At 43.6% G+C, this 17,180-nt stretch carries 12 protein-coding genes and 1 other annotated feature; of the genes, 7 read left to right on the top strand and 5 right to left on the bottom strand.

What is annotated here, in order from left to right; genetic code table 11:
- Positions 1 to 398 precede the first annotated feature (398 nt).
- From clpB to rluD, 3 genes are all read right to left on the bottom strand, one after another.
- Complete coding sequence (gene clpB / locus MSG35_RS17145; protein WP_248384607.1) at positions 399 to 2,972, bottom strand: ATP-dependent chaperone ClpB; 2,574 nt, start codon at positions 2,970 to 2,972, stop codon at positions 399 to 401.
- Between the two features lie 142 nt (positions 2,973 to 3,114).
- Positions 3,115 to 3,855: a peptidoglycan editing factor PgeF gene (gene pgeF / locus MSG35_RS17140; RefSeq protein WP_248384606.1), complete on the bottom strand. Its 741-nt coding sequence runs from the start codon at positions 3,853 to 3,855 to the stop codon at positions 3,115 to 3,117.
- 2 nt (positions 3,856 to 3,857) lie between these two features.
- Positions 3,858 to 4,832 (bottom strand): 23S rRNA pseudouridine(1911/1915/1917) synthase RluD, encoded by a 975-nt coding sequence (gene rluD / locus MSG35_RS17135; protein ID WP_017056156.1) that lies wholly within the window; start codon positions 4,830 to 4,832, stop codon positions 3,858 to 3,860.
- 137 nt (positions 4,833 to 4,969) lie between these two features.
- Here rluD and MSG35_RS17130 point away from each other — a divergent pair, with 137 nt between their 5' ends.
- The 6 genes from MSG35_RS17130 to yjjX all read left to right on the top strand — a co-directional run bounded on the left by MSG35_RS17130 (position 4,970) and on the right by yjjX (position 12,653).
- Positions 4,970 to 5,698, top strand: a complete 729-nt coding sequence (locus tag MSG35_RS17130) for an outer membrane protein assembly factor BamD (RefSeq protein ID WP_048606835.1) — start codon at positions 4,970 to 4,972, stop codon at positions 5,696 to 5,698.
- A 140-nt stretch (positions 5,699 to 5,838) separates the two neighbouring features.
- Positions 5,839 to 7,263 carry a lytic transglycosylase F gene (locus MSG35_RS17125; RefSeq protein ID WP_338116605.1) on the top strand — a complete coding sequence of 475 codons (1,425 nt, stop codon included), beginning with the start codon at positions 5,839 to 5,841 and terminating at the stop codon, positions 7,261 to 7,263.
- A 438-nt stretch (positions 7,264 to 7,701) separates the two neighbouring features.
- Complete coding sequence (gene raiA / locus MSG35_RS17120) at positions 7,702 to 8,037, top strand: ribosome-associated translation inhibitor RaiA (RefSeq protein WP_004735034.1); 336 nt, start codon at positions 7,702 to 7,704, stop codon at positions 8,035 to 8,037.
- 110 nt (positions 8,038 to 8,147) lie between these two features.
- Positions 8,148 to 8,269: a sequence feature (Phe leader region), on the top strand.
- Positions 8,270 to 8,281: 12 nt separating this feature from the next.
- Positions 8,282 to 9,457 carry a prephenate dehydratase gene (pheA, locus tag MSG35_RS17115; RefSeq protein WP_061019012.1) on the top strand — a complete coding sequence of 392 codons (1,176 nt, stop codon included), beginning with the start codon at positions 8,282 to 8,284 and terminating at the stop codon, positions 9,455 to 9,457.
- 333 nt (positions 9,458 to 9,790) lie between these two features.
- Entirely contained in the window at positions 9,791 to 12,169 is a 2,379-nt protein-coding gene (locus tag MSG35_RS17110; protein ID WP_086971431.1) for an EAL domain-containing protein, read from the top strand.
- Positions 12,132 to 12,653 (top strand): inosine/xanthosine triphosphatase, encoded by a 522-nt coding sequence (gene yjjX, locus MSG35_RS17105; protein ID WP_248384605.1) that lies wholly within the window; start codon positions 12,132 to 12,134, stop codon positions 12,651 to 12,653. Before MSG35_RS17110 ends, yjjX begins: the two co-directional genes overlap by 38 nt.
- Before the next feature lie 121 nt (positions 12,654 to 12,774).
- Here the strand turns inward: yjjX and trpR are convergent, their stop codons facing one another.
- Positions 12,775 to 13,068: a trp operon repressor gene (gene trpR / locus MSG35_RS17100; protein WP_048615039.1), complete on the bottom strand. Its 294-nt coding sequence runs from the start codon at positions 13,066 to 13,068 to the stop codon at positions 12,775 to 12,777.
- 172 nt (positions 13,069 to 13,240) lie between these two features.
- Complete coding sequence (locus MSG35_RS17095) at positions 13,241 to 15,190, bottom strand: transglycosylase SLT domain-containing protein (protein ID WP_248384604.1); 1,950 nt, start codon at positions 15,188 to 15,190, stop codon at positions 13,241 to 13,243.
- Positions 15,191 to 15,453: 263 nt separating this feature from the next.
- Between MSG35_RS17095 and ettA the strand changes: the two genes are divergently transcribed.
- On the top strand, positions 15,454 to 17,121 hold the full coding sequence (ettA, locus tag MSG35_RS17090) for an energy-dependent translational throttle protein EttA (protein ID WP_017056147.1): 1,668 nt from the start codon (positions 15,454 to 15,456) through the stop codon (positions 17,119 to 17,121).
- Positions 17,122 to 17,180: the final 59 nt, after the last annotated feature.

Raw genomic sequence — 17,180 nt, 5'->3', positions numbered from 1 at the left:
ATCTAACGATAAAACGTTTTGATATTCATCAACGAGTGCCCACACAGATTGATAGGTTTAAATTGTTAAAGAGCTTTACTTGTTGAGCGTTCCTTTTGGTAAGGAGCCTCTCGAAGTGGACGGCCATTCTAGCGGATTGGATTCCAGTGTCAAACACTTTTTCCAGCTAATTTTTCAAAGCATCTTAAATGCTTATCACCGTCTTGTTACTCAGTTCAAACCGCTTGGTTATCCTTGGCAACGGAGGCGCATTATAGAGAGAATAATCCTTTGCACAAGGCCAAAAACGAAAAAAAGCCGCCACCGGCGACCGTTCGAACACTATTCACCCAAAGCGTTCAAAATAGGTACGATTAAGCCTTAATTTAGGCCAATCGTACCTACAGTTCTTACTTCAACTATTGGTGAGCAATAATGCGGTCGTTGTTTACTAATAGCTGTACTTTCTTATCTGGATTAATTTTTCCTGCCAATATCGCTTTCGCTAACGGGTTCTCGACACTTTGTTGAATCGCTCTTTTCAAAGGTCGCGCGCCATATACTGGATCAAAACCAACTTGAGAAATCAACTTGAGTGCTTTATCCGATACTTCAAGTTCATAACCATTGTCTTCCATTCGCTTCTTAAGGTGCTCAAGCTGAATAGCGGCTATCGACTGAATGTGCTCTTGACCCAATGGATGGAATACCACGCTTTCATCAACTCGGTTCAAAAACTCAGGTCGGAAATGTTTACCTACCACTTCCATCACCTCATTCTTTATTCCTTGGTAGTCGAGCGTGTTGAAGTTCTCTTGAATTCTCGAAGAACCAAGGTTGGATGTCATGATCACTACCGTGTTTCTAAAATCGACTGTACGACCTTGTCCATCAGTTAAGCGTCCATCATCAAGCACCTGCAATAAGATATTGAAAACATCCGGATGCGCTTTCTCTACTTCATCGAGCAAAATCACCGAGTAAGGCTTGCGACGTACCGCTTCTGTTAAGTAGCCACCTTCTTCATATCCAACGTAACCCGGAGGAGCACCAACCAAACGAGCAACAGAGTGTTTCTCCATAAATTCAGACATGTCGATACGCACCATTGCATCGTCACTATCAAACATGAAGTTCGCGAGTGTTTTACACAACTCCGTTTTACCAACGCCAGTTGGACCAAGGAATAAGAAAGAGCCAATCGGCTTATTCGGATCAGATAAACCAGCACGGCTACGACGAATCGCATTCGATACCACTTCGACTGCTTCCGCTTGGCCAATCACGCGGTTATGCAGAACACCTTCCATTTTAAGAAGCTTCTCTTTCTCTGCTTCTAGCATTTTAGAAACAGGGATGCCTGTTTGCTTCGATAGCACGTCTGCAATTTCTGAATCCGTGACCTTATTACGCAGCAGCGTCATTTCTTGCATTTCAGCTTGAGTCGCAAGATCTAACTGCTTCTCTAATTCTGGGATTCGACCATATTGCAATTCAGACATTCGGTTAAGATCACCAGCACGTCTTGCAAAATCCATATCCATACGAGCTTGTTCTAGCTCTGACTTGATGTATTGCGTGCCTGAAAGCGCGGCTTTCTCTGCATTCCATACTTCTTCAAGCTCTGCGAAATCTCGTTCTTTGTCAGAAAGCTCTTCTTGTAATGTTCGAAGACGTTTTTCACTGGCTTCATCATTTTCATTGGTAAGAGCTTGCTGCTCGATCTTCAATTGAATGATCTTACGCTCGAGCTTATCTAGCGACTCAGGTTTTGAGTCGATCTGCATACGGATACTCGAAGCAGCTTCATCAATCAGATCAATCGCCTTATCTGGCAACTGACGGTCAGAAACGTATCGATGAGATAATGTTGCAGCCGCGACAATCGCGGGGTCAGTAATTTCTACATGATGGTGAAGTTCATAGCGCTCTTTCAAACCACGGAGAATTGCGACCGTGTCTTCTACGGTTGGCTCATCGACTATCACTTTTTGGAATCGACGCTCTAACGCAGGATCTTTCTCTATATACTGGCGATATTCATCGAGTGTGGTTGCACCTACACAGTGAAGTTCACCACGAGCCAATGCTGGTTTCAGCATATTACCCGCATCCATAGAGCCTTCGCCTTTGCCCGCACCGACCATGGTGTGAATTTCATCGATGAAGAGAATGATGTTGCCCTCTTCTTTCGATAATTCGTTAAGAACTGATTTTAAACGTTCTTCAAATTCACCACGATATTTAGCGCCGGCAATCAAAGAGCCCATATCTAACGAAAGTACACGTCGACCTCTCAAACCTTCAGGTACTTCATTATTGATAATACGCTGCGCTAAACCTTCGACAATTGCTGTTTTACCAACACCTGGTTCACCGATAATGACGGGGTTGTTCTTGGTGCGGCGTTGAAGTACTTGGATCGTGCGACGGATTTCGTCGTCTCGGCCGATAACAGGATCCAGCTTGCCTTGCTCTGCTCTTTCGGTCAGATCAATGGTGAACTTCTCGAGTGCTTGGCGTCTGTCTTCCGCATTCGGGTCATCGACCTTCTGGCCACCGCGAACTTGTTCAATAGCTTGAGATAATTTTTGCTCGGTAAGACCTAGTTCTTTAAGTAAGTTTCCTAAAGGACCTTTGTCTTCAATAGCAGCAAGTAGGAATACTTCTGAAGATATGTAACTGTCTTGACGCTTTTGCGCGACCTTATCACATAGGTTAAACAGCGTTCCCATCGCATTCGATAGCTGAACGTCACCACCGATGCCACTTACTTTAGGCACTCGGTCTAATATTTCGCTCAATTTAGAACGCAATTGAACCACATCAATATTCAGCATGGTGAGCAATGGACGAATTGCACTACCATCTTGATTAAGCAAAGACACCATTAGGTGCACAGGTTCTATATATTGGTGATCACGACCTAATGCGAGCGACTGAGCATCAGATATCGCAATTTGGAATTTACTAGTGAATCGATCGAGACGCATGCCAACCTTCCTACTCTTAGATATGTTTATCTTATGGTTAGAAGATGGATACGGTAACGCGGATTTTCAAGGGATAAGAATGAAGAATAGAGCTGATATAAAAATATAAATTAACTGGATGACTAGTTGCACTAGCTAAAGGTTACTCTAACCAAATAAAAGTAGCTTGGCGCCCAGTAATACCATCACGACGATAAGAATAGAACGCATCCGCATCAGCGAAGGTACATAGATTGGAGTCTGTCACAGAAGTGACACCAACTTTGTTCAGTCGTTGCGTTGCAAGCTGAGACATATTCGCTAGCCATTTGCCTGGTTCAGCTTTGGCTTCAAATGCGAGCTTAGCTTGAGGGTCAAAACGAACAAAAGCTTCCAATACATCATCGCCTACTTCAAAGGCTTGTTTGCCTATTGCAGGACCAAGCCAAGCAATGATCTTATTATCTGAATCTAGGTTTGAAAACTTTGCAACGGCATTTTCAAGAATGCCACCAGCAAGACCACGCCAACCAGCATGAACTGCAGCAACTTGAGTGCCTTTGGTATCAGTAAGGATTACAGGTAAGCAATCGGCTGTCATCGCAGAACAAACAACACCTTTAGCTGTGGTAAATGCACCGTCAGCATCAAGAATATCTGCCGTAGGGTGTAAAACCGTAACGACATCTGTTGAGTGAGTTTGATTTAGCCATACCGGAGCTGCAGGCATATTAGCGTGTTGCTTGAGCCAGGCTCTGTTGTTTTCAACAAGCGAAGCATCATCCCCAACATGCGTACCTAGGTTTAATCCTTGATACGCACCAGTAGAAAAACCATCAAAACGTGTCGAAGCAAATGCTTTCACGTTTTTTGGTGCATTCCAGTTAGGGATGATCATCGACATAATTAAATGTCGTCTTCCAAGTTTTCGCGAGCATCAACACGCAACGCTTCAGCCATCACAACCATGTCATTAGGCACAGGAGCGTGGAACTCAACTTCTTCACCTGTAATTGGGTGAACAAATTTAAGCATAACGGCGTGCAGTGCTTGGCGATCAAAAGAACGAATCATTGTTGTTAATTCTTCAGATGCACCTTTTGGAATACGAGCACGGCCACCATATGCAACGTCACCTAGCAGTGGATGCTGAAGGTATGACATGTGAACACGAATTTGGTGAGTACGACCCGTTTCTAGGCGTAGACGAATACGAGTATGCTCGCGGAAGTGCTCAGCAACACGGTAGTGAGTTACCGCTGGCTTCCCTAATTCATTTACGTCCATTAGAGTACGCTTAGTTGCGTGACGGCTAATGCCTTTCTCAACCACACCACCAGCGGTCATTTTGCCAATTGCAATTGCTTCATATTCACGAGTAATACGACGCTTAGCAAGAGCACGCACAAGACGAGTTTGAGCTGGAACCGTTTTAGCCACAACCATAAGACCTGTTGTGTCTTTATCAAGACGGTGCACAATACCTGCACGAGGCACTTCTGCAATTTGTGGGTAATGGAAAAGCAATGCGTTTAGTATGGTTCCATCCGGTGTGCCTGCGCCTGGGTGTACAACCAAATCGCGAGGCTTATTGATAACCAATAAGTCATCATCTTCGTAGACAATGTCTAGAGGAATATCTTGTGCTTCCCAGCGCTCTTCATCTGCAAGTTCAGCTTGCAAGATGATCTCTTCACCGCCCAAAACCTTAACGCGTGGCTTAGTAATAACTTCGCCATCCACTTGGATTTTGCCGTCAAGAAGCCACTCTTTAATGCGAGAGCGAGAAAAATCGGTAAATAGTTCAGCGACAGCTTGGTCTAAACGTTGACCTAACTGGCTGCTTTTTACTGTGTCTGTTAATGTGATCTGCTGAGCCATATCGAACTTTTTTAAAAACCGTGAGACTAATACCCATTAGTATGGATAAAATAGAATAATTGCATCATTGTATCTGTTACTGGTTAGAAAGTAACGGAAGCTTACGAAATATTTAATTCAAGGAATCGACGCCTGACATGAAACACCTTACTTTATCGGGTCTATTAGCCGTATCACTCTTGGTTGGTTGTTCAAGTAGTGAAGAGATAGTGCCAGATGTACCACCATCGGTTCTCTACTCTGACGCTCAAGAATCACTGCAGAGCGGTAGCTGGCTTTCAGCAATAGAAAAGCTAGAAGCCCTAGACTCACGTTACCCATTCGGCGCCTATTCTGAGCAAGTACAGCTCGATCTGATTTACGCTTACTACAAAAATGATGACTTGGCACTTGGCCTTGCTACCATTTCACGTTTCCTACGTTTGAACCCAACGCATGAGAAACAAGACTGGGTTCTTTACATGCGCGGCTTAACGCACATGGCGCAAGACCGAAACTTCATGCACGATATTTTTAATATCGACCGTAGTGACCGAGATCCAGAACCAGTAAAACTCGCTTTTGCTGACTTCAAGCGACTACTCGAACGTTTCCCTGCAAGTCCATACGCTGAAGATGCACAAAAACGCATGTTCGCACTTAAGAACCGCCTAGCAGAGTATGACTTAGCAACTGCTGATTTCTACCTACGCCGCGAAGCTTGGATTGCTGCGATCAACAGAACGCAAGAGCTGCAAAAAACTTACCCAGACACCATTGCTGCGCGTAAGTCTTTAGATATCCAGCTAAAAGCTTATCAACAACTCGGCCTAGACGACGCTGTGTTAAGAACAGAAAAGTTGATTGAGTTAAACCCACTACCTTAATCAAACTTCTTACATCTCAATCCAAAAAGCGCGCTAATTTACTAGCGCGCTTTTTTTCATCTACATATCGCAAACTTGATGGATCGCATAATACACGGTATCTTCAAAAGATAACTTTTAACAAAACATCAACATGGAGTGTGGATGTGAGTAGGTTGTTATTATTTATCTGGATATCGCTATTTAGCCAATTATCCTACGCATTAGAACTGTCCCCATTAAGCAATAAGCCTTACATGGGCGACTTGGATGTGCTCAAAACCAAAGGAACGGTTAGAGTTTTAGTTTCTGCCGATCTTGGTTTCTATTACATCGAGGATGGTAAGCCAAAAGGCATCGTGGCAGAAATGCTCTACCACTTTGAGAAAAGCCTTCGTAAAAAACATCCCTATCTCAATGTTCAAATCATCCCCGTGCAACGAGATGATCTACTTCCGTCTTTAGAATCTGGCTATGGTGATGTCGCTGTCGCTAACCTAACGATCACCGACAAACGACTACGAACCATCGATTTTTCAGATCCGATGATTAAAGATGGTAAAGAACTCATTATCACAGGGAAAAAGGCCGAACCTATCACCGAAATCAAGCAATTGAGCGGCAAAGAGGTGTGGATCCGAGCAAGCTCGAGTTACTTCGAGAGTGTACAAAGAGTCAATAAAGAGCTTAACGAACTGGGTTTACCCCCACTGCATGTCCACTTCATTGAAGAATCACTGCAAGACTACGAGCTGATCGAGCTGGTTAACCAAGGTTATATACAGGGCACAATTCTGGACAGCCATAAAGCAAAGCTGTGGACTGACGTAATGGAAAACATACAAGTACATCATGATTTGCCGTTACGTGAAAATGGCCAAATAGCATGGGCATTGAGAAAAAACAGCCCTCAGTTAAAAAAAGAGATAAACAAATACGTCAAGACTGCACGAACAGGTACCCTACTTGGAAATGTTATCTATCAGAAATACATCGACAACACTCGCTGGTTAGGTAGAGCACTCAACCCAAATAAAATAGACCGAGTGGCCAAGCTGTCAGATGTTTTTGAAAAGTATTCGAGCCAATACGAATTCGACCCTTTGATGATGTCTGCACAAGGATTCCAAGAGTCTGGACTGGATCAAAGCAGAGTTTCTCATCGTGGAGCTATTGGTGTGATGCAGGTGTTGCCAAGTACCGCCAAAGACAAAAACGTCAACATCAAAAACATACATAAGGTGGATAACAACATTCATGCAGGTGTGAAATACATGCGTTTCATTAAGGACAGGTATTTTGACGACCCTGCCATTACGCCAGATAACCAAATCTACTTCACTTTGGCTTCTTACAACGCTGGTCCTGCTAAGATCAGAAAGATGAGGCGCATTGCCAAGCAGAAAGGTTACAACCCAAATATCTGGTTTAAAAACGTAGAAATCATCACTCGCAAATACGTGAGCAAAGAACCGGTGACCTATGTCGCCAACATCAACCGTTACTTTGTAATCTATAAGCAGTTACAAGCTATCAATGCTATCCGAGAAAATGGGGCAGCCAGACTACTAAAAACCAACGATTAGTTTGTCTTCAACCCTAAGAGCCAGGGGAACTAAGGCACTAAGGCACTAAGGCACTAAGGCACTAAGGCAAATTAAAAACACAAAAGCCGCATAAGAAAACTTATGCGGCTTTTGCTTATCAAATTCAGAGAAAGCTTATATATCACGAGATCTACATTACAAAACACTATTGAGTAAATTTCAATCAAACACTTTCAATAAGCTGTAAGACGCCCCTAAAAACTGGTTTAATTTTTAGCGAAGCCTTGCCTCCAAGTTATCGTTTTTCATAGAGATAACAAGCATTTTTCGCCAAAAAGATACTAAGACTTGCGTGAGATCACATTTGATTTTAATGCTTATCCCACCCAATCAAAACAAGATCTAGATCACATTCTTTATTCCTAAAAGTCGTAATCTGAAGTTAACCCATGAGGGATACAACAGAGGAAAACTTCTATGAAAATGAACATCACTGGTAAAAACATCGACATTACCTCTGCAATCCGTGATCACATAGAAAGCAAATTTAAAAAGCTGGATAAATGGCAAGTAGACATCATTGGCTGCCAAGCGAGCTTTAGCGAAGAACCAAACAAGAAGAAAAAATTTGAAGCGGTTCTAACCGTACCAAAAGGCCAACTTGTTGCTTCATCAATCCATGACGACCTCTACGTAGCGATCAACGAAGTAGAACAAAAACTAGAGCGTCAACTCAACAAGCTACGCCATAAACCTGAAGCGCGCCGCGCTGAAAAGCCTGAAATCGAAGAGCTAGAAGCTGAAGTAGAATAAGGAAAGAGAACAGATTAAAAAATAGCGCCTCAGGGCGCTATTTTTTTGCTTGACGCTCGTAGCTCGCTTGCTTATTGTGTTTAAACATTCATAAAACAAACACTTTTTATGCACACTCAATCTTTGTTTATTTTTGACTTCTTTTTTCTTCCGTAAATCGGAGGCTAAGTCGTTTTAGAAAAACAAGTCAAAAACGAACAAGAAGCCTCCCACACTAGGGAGGCTTTTTTATAAGGACACATTTATGACTGACCGCTCAATTTCACTGGATGATATCCGCCTTCGTCTTAATGATTTAGACGACGAACTCCTGAAGTTACTTTCGGAGCGTCGCAAGCTAAGTATCGAAGTCGCTAAAAGCAAAGTAGAGACATCAAAACCAGTTCGTGATGCAGTACGAGAGCAACAACTATTAGTTAAGCTGATCAACAATGGCAAAGATAAATACGAACTTGATGCGCAGTACATTACCAAGCTGTTTCACACCATCATCGAAGATTCCGTTTTACTACAGCAGTCATATTTACAAAACCTAGCGAACCCGCAAAGCCGCAAACCATTGGCTCGCGTTGCATTCTTAGGTTCTAAGGGATCATACTCTCACCTTGCGAGTCGCGAATACTTCAGCCGTAAGAATATGGAGTTAATTGAGTTAAACTGTAATCACTTCAAAGAAGTAGCCTCTACGGTAGAATCTGGCCATGCCGACTACGGTGTACTACCTATTGAGAACACCAGCTCAGGTTCGATTAACGAAGTGTATGACCTACTTCAACACACAACGCTTTACATCGTTGGTGAGCTTTCTCAACCAATCGAACACTGCCTAGTAGCGAAAAGTGATATCCGATTAGAAGACATCAAAACGCTCTATTCCCATCCACAACCTCATCAGCAATGCAGTGAGTTCTTGAGCCGCCTTAAGGGCGTCAGCCTTGAGTCTTGCGCAAGCACCGCTGATGCAATGAAAAAGGTTAAAGAACTGGGTGGTAATGACGTAGCTGCTATTGGTAATGCATCGAGCGGTAAGCTTTATGGGCTTCAGCCAATTCAGGGCAACATTGCAAACCAAACAGAGAACCACACACGTTTCATCGTGGTAGCTCGCAAGCCTGTTGAAGTGTCAACTCAAATACCTGCGAAAACGACCCTCATCATGTCGACTTCTCAAGAGGCGGGCTCTTTGGTAGAGACACTACTGATCCTGCAACGCTTAGGCATCAACATGACCAAGCTGGAATCTCGTCCTATCATGGGTAACCCTTGGGAAGAGATGTTCTATGTCGATTTAGAGGCGCATCTGGATTCAGATAATATGCAACAAGCGATAACGGAACTAACAGCCATTACTCGCCACCTTAAGGTGTTGGGTTGCTACCCAAGTGAGAACATCAAAGCGACTCAAGTTAAGTTGTCATAGCTGAAAGTGAGTATCAGCTTTTAGCTAACATAAGTATTTGGCCTACAGCAGGCCAAATACTTAAATCACCCTCTAGTCGAGTACTATTCTCGCTAAGAAAACTCACCCTAGCATGCCTGAAACACAATTCACTTGTTTCGCACATTCGGCACGCTTACTCTCTCCACTACTTGAGCCTTTCTAACAAAAACTCATTAGTGGCTTTTTTTATCAATAAAGACAAAACCTTACCCCCTTCACAGGAAATCATCGAACTACGTATAATTAATAGCGAGTAAGCATTAAGTAACATAAACTTATGCGCTTAATTTATAAATAGTGTTGTCATTAACTATGAAGCTAAGTACTAAAATCTTACTACTGATAGCCCCTGTGATACTGATCAGTACCGCGGCTTCTAGCTATATTATTTATTCGACGCAAAAAAGCAGCTTCATCAAACGCGAAGATAATGCACTACAGCTGAACATGGAAAAACTAGCCGGATACTTTCGCCAATCTCGTTCGTTCCTCAATAGCTACTCTTACACCTTGACCCAGAGTGATATGGTGAAGCGTTATTTTTTAACTGATCAAAATCTATCTCGCGATCTTGAACTGGTCAGTAATCTTCGAGAAGCCATTCATTTCCTGCAAGATGACGATGAAAGCTATACAGGTTTAGCACTTCTTAATGGTGATCGAAAACTGCGTTATTACGCGGATAATAGCAATGACTCACGCACTCAGATTGACAGTAAGATATTGGAGTATGTTGACCAGCACTATCAAGACACCTTAGCAACATCGAGTACCAACTATATTCAAAACTCCCAAGGCGAAGGGATGTTGGTTCACTATGACAAGGTAGATAGAAAAGCGATTTTCCCAACCGTTAACAATCAACCCGACGATGTGTTCTTTGTTGTTGTCTCTGTCTCTCTGGACAAATTTAATGCGCTGAGAAAACAGATAGAGTTCGACTACCAAACCAGCTTGTTCTTCACATCCATAGCGGTTTCTTTGGAAAATGATGTTACTCACTCAGTCAAGCTTGCACCAGAACTGTACGCCACGGTCGATCCGGCGCAATTCCTGTTGGAAAACAAGCTCGATTCAATTTGGAACAAGCTGAGTTTGTCGTTTGCACTGTCTGCGTTTGTAACTGTCGCTCTGCTACTCATGCTTCTGTCTCGCACTGTGATTACTCCAATAACACGGCTCGATCGACAGCTACAGCAAGTCGAAAAAAAACAACGTAAGAACATTGAACGCTTAGGCACTCGTGACGAGCTTGGCCGCCTATCACAGCGTTTTTATGACATGTATCAAGAGCTAGACAACACCTACCAGCAAACCAAGCTCTTGGCCGAAAATGATCAGTTAACTCAAATAGCCAATAGGCATCAGTTTCAAACCTTCGTTCAGCAATCGTTGCCAAAACCAAGTTCGAATACCGAAACCTGGGTTCTCTATTTTGACTTAGATAACTTCAAGTTTGTGAATGACAAATACGGGCATCAAATCGGCGACTCGATTCTGGTCTCTTTTGCTCAGCGTATTTCAGACATTTGTCGCCACTACAAAGCGGAGTTCGACGCTCACTGCATGCCAGCCCGACTTTCTGGAGACGAGTTCGTTGTTTACATTAACGCTCCTAGTCACCGAGGAAATGTCGCGCATCGATTCTCGACTGATTTACTGACTCCACTGCAAAAAGGCTTTGTCACCGAATCAGGCAGCTTTCCAATCACGGTCAGTATTGGTATTGCGACCTACCCTAATGATGGTGACTCAATCGAGAAGCTACTGTCCAACGCGGATACTGCGATGTACCAAGCCAAGCGTGCCGGTAAAAACCAATTTGCTGACTATTCACGGGATTTAGACAAAGCCATTCAGCGCCAAGCAGACATTGAACGTGCGCTTAGAGGTCAGAATTTTGATGATGAATTCAGGCTCGTTTACATGCCCTACATGGATTCTACCGGGACTGATGTTATTGGCGTTGAGGTGTTATTACGTTGGAATTCAAAGCAACTTGGTTTGGTTCCACCGGATGAGTTCATTCCAATAGCCGAACAAACCGGGCTGTTCGAACATGTTGACCGCTGGGTAATACAGAATGCGTTTGCTTCATTCCATCGACTTCAGGCTCAATTTGATCACTCAATTCAATTGTCGATCAACCTATCTTCTGCTGGCATTGAAACCACTCACCTTGCCGGTTTCATTAAAGAACACGCGGAGTTAAATCGAATTCCACCAAGCCTAATCGATTTTGAAATCACTGAAACCTTTTACTCAAATTCAGAAGGTTTTCCATTGCTGAACGAACTGGCATGCATGGGCTATCGACTTGCGATTGATGATTTTGGTTCCGGTTATACCTCTATCACTCAACTGGTGCAGTATCCAACTCAGAAAATTAAATTGGATAAAGCGTTTTTGGATACCTTGATTGAGACCAATAACCAGAACATCGTAAAACCGGTTATCGGGTTGTGTCATGCTCAAGGGAAAAAGGTCACCGCCGAAGGGATTGAAACTCAAGGCATGCACCAGTGGTTACAGGATGCACAGTGCGATATGCTGCAAGGCTATTACTTTGGTAAACCCATGCCACTAGAAGAATTGAGTGAATGGTACCGACAGCATCAACTCAATCTAATCGACAACAAAAAGAATCCGACACATGAAATCTGTAATCATCGCATCGCTGAACCCAGCTAAAATTAACGCCGTTAAAAGTGCGTTCTTATCTGCTTTTCCTGATACTGAATTTGATTTCAAAGGCATCAGCGTCCCTAGTGGTGTCGCCGATCAACCGATGAGCAATGATGAAACCTATCAAGGTGCCGTGAATCGTATTCACAACGCAACTCAAGCTCAGCCCGGTGCAGACTTCTATGTTGGTCTAGAAGCGGGAATAGAAATAAACGTCACTTTTGCTTGGATGGTGATCGAAGCGAATGGTCAACGTGGAGAGTCTCGTTCAGCAAGCCTGATGCTGCCACCAGCCGTGCTTGAGAAACTAGAGCATGCAAACGAGTTAGGGGATGTGATGGATGAAGTGTTTGGTACCGACAATATCAAACAGAAAGGTGGCGCAATTGGCCTACTGACACATAATCAACTATCGCGCAGTTCTGTCTACCACCAGGCTTTAATTTTAGCTCTGATCCCATTTGTGAATCCTGAGCACTTTCCTATTTAGTTCTTCGTTAAACTTAGAAAGGTTCTGAGAACAATCTTCAGAAACAAAAAACGCTAACATTCAGTTAGCGTTTTTTATCGAATTCGTATTCTCACTATTTAGTGAATGCTTAATTCCATTATTACTTTAGCAATAGGTCGGCGATCACGGCTTTCTCTTGTTCAGATTTGGCCTTTAGCTCATTTGAGCCTCTGGTGATCGTCGCTACGCCTACGCCCAGCATTTGACTCACCTGACGTTGAGACATATCGCCTTTCATCAGCTCACAGAAGATATTAATTCGAGCAACCAGAGCATCTCGCTCGTCTGGTGTCATCATCATGGTCAACAACAGCTCGTGCTGATCTTTTTCGACAGCCGTCTTTACCAAGTCCATAAGTTGTTGCCAATTATCATATTCAGGTTGTGATGCCATATCTCTACACTTACTTTTAAATTCTGACTTTAAAGAGTCGCTTAACGATTGAAAGCGTTTAACACTTTATACCGAAACACTTGATGCGATCCAATGTAAAAAGGCAGTAAGTGGAAATGGTTCGCACTCACTGCCTTTATTCTTACTCAGTTTCGGGCAAAATGCCGAAGGCTTAGTATTTCGTTTTTGCCTCATGGGGCGCTAAAAACGTCCCTTTCTCACCCAAGATATCTCGATAGTAGGTCTCAAACATCAAGATATTCTGAACGTAACCGCGAGTCTCTTTGAATGGAATCATCTCAATAAAAGCGAAGGCATCAAGTTTTTCATCGCTACGTGAACGCCACTGTTTGACACGGCTAGGTCCAGCATTATAAGCCGCAAACGCAAAGATACGGTTGTCATCATATTGAGCGAGTAAACCATCTAAGTAGTGACTGCCAATCTCAATGTTCTTGCCGACATCATAAAGGTCATCGCTGCCCTGATACCTAATCTTATGTTTGTTCGCCGTGTATTGCGCCGTCTTTGGCATAATTTGCATGATGCCTCGCGCGCCAACAGGAGAGCGAGCTTCTGAGTCCATCGCACTCTCTTGTCTTGCTAAAGACATCAAGGTGATCGGGTCGAGATCGTGCTTTTCAGCGTAGAAGTTAAACCACCACTTATGAGCAACAGGGAAGCGCAGCGCAATGTTATCCCACATCTTCGCAGAGATACTCGCTGTTACGGTAAAGTGATTCCATCGCTGTGTCGCAGCATGAGCGGCAAGCATCGCTTTTTGCTCTTTATCTGCATTAGTTAATAACCAACGCCACTCACTCTTCGCTGCCGCAATTTTATCTCGGTCAATTAGCTCACCAATACGCACCAAAGAGGTGCCGAATGGCTTCACTGTTTCAGCATTGTATTTAAGTGTCGATGTTGGGTATTGAACCGGTTTACCTAACTGTTTAGCCGCAGCCACACTGTAGAAATTACGCTGACCCAAGATATCTGACAGTCGCTTATTTCCTTTGTCAGTATCGCCCGTCGCGATTTCAGCTCTGCCCTGCCAATATTGCCAACGAAGCGAAGCCTGATGCTTGTCATCCAAGCGCGCTATCCACTCTTTCAAACCCGTCCAATCGGCATGTTGAATCGCTAAGCGAGCACGTCGTTCGAGCAGAACTTGCTTTGATGAACTCGCGAGCATCTGGTCTCGCCACGCCATCAACTCTTCAGAATCGGTGTTAATCAAACGAAACGTTAGGTAATCAGCAAGCTCTTGAGACTTCTCTTTCGAGAACTTTTGAGCCTTGATGACGTCATCAAACACCTCTTGAGCGCTGCTTGATGACTTCCTTGCTAACTTCTCGAAAGCAAACTCGGTTTGCGCTTGGTAGAATTCATTGGCTGGGTGCTTCTTAGCAAACGCGAGTACATTTTCAGGCTTGTTGTACAACGCCTTCATCTGCTTAGCTTGAGTAATTGACTCATCATGATCCAATTGCTTAATCAAATAGCTCATTAACTTACCGTTACGGCTCTCGAACGCTAACAGCATTCTATCCAGAATCAGCTCATCGGTTCTTAGCCCGGCTTGATCCCAGCTTTGAAATAGAGAGTCACAAGCGTCATCAATACCACTGCCACTTAGCCAAAGTTGTTTTGCCCCTTTAAAGGCGAGTTCTTGATTGCCTTGCTCAGAATGCGAACGATAATAGATACATTGATATTTTTCACCCACTGGCTCTTTGGTTTGAAACTCAATAATCGTTTCCCACTGCTTTTGAGCAGCCAATAAATCTAAATAAGGCGCGCGCATACGATTGGAAAACGGCAGTGCTTTATTCTCTTCAATGAAGGCATCGACCTCAGCAGGAGTACGCTCACCTAAACCTAATAAAAAGGCACGATAATCGGTGTAAGGTGTTAAAGGGTATGTTTGAATTTTGTTACGTAACGCGGAGTAAGCTTCTAGATCACGGTTGTCTAAAACCTCTTGCGCTCTGTCATAAACATCACGCTGCATTTCAAGCTCGGAGGCATTGCCAGCCATAGCCATTGGAGCCAGTGAAAATGAAGACAAAACTACTGATGCAGCCACAGCAATTTTCGTATTACCAATGCGGAAAAACATTCGCTCTTTCCTTAGTGCGTGTATGAATACGTGAAGTCTATTTACGCCCGACATCACATCAAATGTAAAGGATTTGAGTGTAAATATTATTAATATTTAACACTTCGCCTCAGAAGCTTATTAAATATAGTTTTAATGACCAATGTGACAATAATAGGTAAGGATTCGTTCAAGAATGGCTTTTCTGTCCTAGGAGTAACATCTTTGAGGATATTGGTATAAAATAGCAGACAATTTTGAACAATAATTAGGATCGATCGGCAATGGCTGAATACGTATATACCATGTCTCGGGTGAGCAAAACTGTTCCACCTAAGCGTCAAATTCTTAAAGACATTTCTCTTAGCTTTTTTCCTGGCGCTAAAATCGGTGTTTTGGGTCTAAATGGTTCAGGTAAATCTACCCTACTACGTATCATGGCTGGTATTGATACTGATATTGATGGTGAAGCTCGTGCACAACAAGGCCTTAAAGTAGGTTACCTACCGCAAGAACCTGTACTAGACGAATCAAAAACGGTTCGTGAAATCGTAGAAGAAGCGGTTTCTGACGTTGCTGACGCACTTAAGCGTATTGATGCGGTTTACGCAGCTTACGCAGAACCAGACGCAGATTTCGATGCACTGGCTAAAGAGCAAGGCGAACTAGAAGCACTGATTCAAGCAAAAGACGGTCACAACTTAGAGACAGCTCTAGAGCGTGCTGCTGATGCACTTCGTCTTCCTGAGTGGGATGCGAAAATTGAATTCCTATCAGGTGGTGAGCGTCGTCGTGTTGCTATCTGTCGTCTACTTCTTGAAAAGCCAGACATGCTGCTTCTTGATGAACCAACCAACCACTTGGATGCAGAATCAGTAGCATGGCTTGAGCACTTCCTAGTCGATTACAGCGGTACTGTTGTGGCGATTACCCACGACCGTTACTTCCTAGACAACGCAGCTGGCTGGATTCTAGAACTTGACCGTGGTGAAGGTATCCCATGGGAAGGTAACTACACGTCTTGGCTAGAGCAAAAAGACGAGCGTCTTAAGCAAGAAAAAGCGGGCGAAAGCGCACGTCAAAAGACAATCGAGAAAGAACTTGAATGGGTTCGTCAAAACCCTAAAGGCCGTCAAGCTAAGTCTAAAGCTCGTATGGCTCGTTTTGAAGAACTGACAACTGGCCAATACCAGAAGCGTAACGAAACTAACGAACTGTTTATCCCGCCAGGTGAGCGTCTAGGTGACAAAGTTCTTGAAGTGAACAACCTAACTAAATCGTTTGGTGATCGCGTTCTTATCGACGACCTATCGTTCAGCATGCCTAAGGGTGCAATCGTCGGTATCGTTGGTGCCAACGGTGCAGGTAAATCAACACTATTCAAGATGCTAAGCGGTGCAGAACAGCCAGACTCAGGTACAGTTGAACTAGGCGAAACCGTTAAGCTTGCTTCTGTTGATCAGTTCCGTGACAGCATGGACGACACTAAGACAGTATTCCAAGAGATCTCTGAAGGCGCTGATATCATTAAGATCAACAACTTCGAAATCCCTGCGCGTGCTTACTGTTCTCGTTTCAACTTTAAAGGCAACGACCAACAGAAGATCATCGGTGAGCTTTCTGGTGGTGAACGTAACCGTGTTCACTTAGCGAAACTGCTAAAAGCCGGCGGTAACGTACTGCTACTCGATGAGCCTACCAACGACCTTGACGTTGAAACGCTACGTGCTCTTGAAGAAGCACTGCTTGAATTCCCTGGCTGTGCAATGGTTATCTCGCATGACCGTTGGTTCCTTGACCGTATTGCGACCCATATCTTAGACTACCGTGATGAAGGTCAAGTTAACTTCTACGAAGGTAACTATACTGAGTACACTGAGTGGCTTAAGCAGACTCTAGGCGCACAAGCGGCAGAACCGCACCGTATCAAGTACAAGCGTATAGCTAAGTAAATAAGCTTGTATTTTGAACAAAGGCCGCGATAATAGCGGCCTTTGATATATCTGGCTTA

The sequence above is a fragment of the Vibrio sp. 1CM23M genome (assembly GCF_023161755.1).
In the GTDB taxonomy this organism is placed as follows: domain Bacteria; phylum Pseudomonadota; class Gammaproteobacteria; order Enterobacterales; family Vibrionaceae; genus Vibrio; species Vibrio coralliirubri.
Note: the sequence above shows the minus strand (reverse complement) of the source record. Positions and strands in the feature narration are given on the sequence as shown.